Origin of the sequence: Mesorhizobium sp. M0048 (assembly GCF_040323405.1) — a bacterium.
In the GTDB taxonomy this organism is placed as follows: domain Bacteria; phylum Pseudomonadota; class Alphaproteobacteria; order Rhizobiales; family Rhizobiaceae; genus Mesorhizobium.
Window position 1 is genome coordinate 1 of record NZ_JAMYUV010000122.1, and the last position, 1,186, is coordinate 1,186.

Genomic DNA, 1,186 nt, shown 5'->3' on the forward strand with positions numbered 1-1,186 from the left:
GTCATTGCCGGAGGGCTGTTCGCTTTCGCCGTGTCCTTCGACCAGTTCGTCGTATCCTACTTTCTGTCGACGCCCGGCCAAACGACGCTGCCGGTCGAAATCTACGCCGCGATCCGTAAGGGATTCACACCTGAGATCAATGCGGTCTCGACGATCATCATTGTCGTGTCGATGGCATTGATGCTGCTCACGGCGCGTTTCTTCAAATTCGGCGGAGAGAAATAATGGCGGGCGTGCAGGTATCGAATGTGTCGCGCAGTTTTGGCGCGCACAAGGCGCTGGACGATGTCTCCATCGATTTTGCCGACGGCGGCTTCTACGCCCTGCTCGGTCCCTCCGGCAGCGGCAAGACCACGCTGCTGCGCCAGATCGCCGGCTTCGACTTTCCCGACTCTGGCCGCATTGCGATCGGAGGCGAGAGCGTCGAGCGGGTGCCGGTCGAAAAACGGCGCATCGGCATGGTGTTCCAGAACTACGCGCTGTTTCCCAATATGAGCGTCGCCGACAATGTCGCCTTCGGCTTGTCCGTGCGCGGCGAGCTCAAGGCAGTGATTGCTGCCGAGGTGCAGGGGGCGCTCGACCTCGTGCAACTCGGCAAGCTCGGTGGTCGCCGGCCACACCAGCTCTCCGGCGGCCAGCGCCAACGGGTGGCGCTCGCTCGCGCCATCATCACCAAGCCGCGTGTACTTCTGCTCGACGAGCCGCTCGGCGCTCTCGACAAAGCGCTGCGCGTCGGAATGCAGCTCGAGCTCAAGCGCATCCAACGCGAGATCGGCATTACCACAATCTTCGTCACCCACGACCAGGAAGAAGCGCTGACGATGAGCGACCGCGTCGGCATTCTGCGAGACGGCAAGCTGGTGCAGGAAGGCCCGCCCGAGGAGATCTACAATCGGCCGAAGAGCGAGTTCGCCGCCACCTTCCTCGGCGATGCCAACATTTTTCGTGGCGAGAGCACAGGCAACGGCATCCGGCTGCCGGACGGCACGGCGATTTTCGCTGGATCTGGCGCCAACCTTGCCCCTGGTGCAAAGGCCAGTTGCGCCGTACGGCCCGAACGGATCCGCATCTTCACCGATGCTGCGGCTCCGGATACGGCCAATGCGAACGTGCTGCGGGGGGAAGTGTCGAAACGCATCTTTGCCGGCAATAGCAGCACCTACTTCGTCGAACGTGGCGGACAGAT

Annotated in this window: 2 protein-coding genes; both read left to right on the forward strand. The window is 62.5% G+C overall.

The features are described from left to right. Nucleotides 1–225 (forward strand): ABC transporter permease (locus NKJ84_RS33000; protein ID WP_502904062.1); only part of this gene is annotated, 225 nt, incomplete at its 5' end. Continuing rightward, nucleotides 225–1,186: ABC transporter ATP-binding protein (locus tag NKJ84_RS33005; protein WP_352510003.1), on the forward strand; the 962-nt coding region annotated here is incomplete at its 3' end. The genes NKJ84_RS33000 and NKJ84_RS33005, both read left to right, overlap by 1 nt.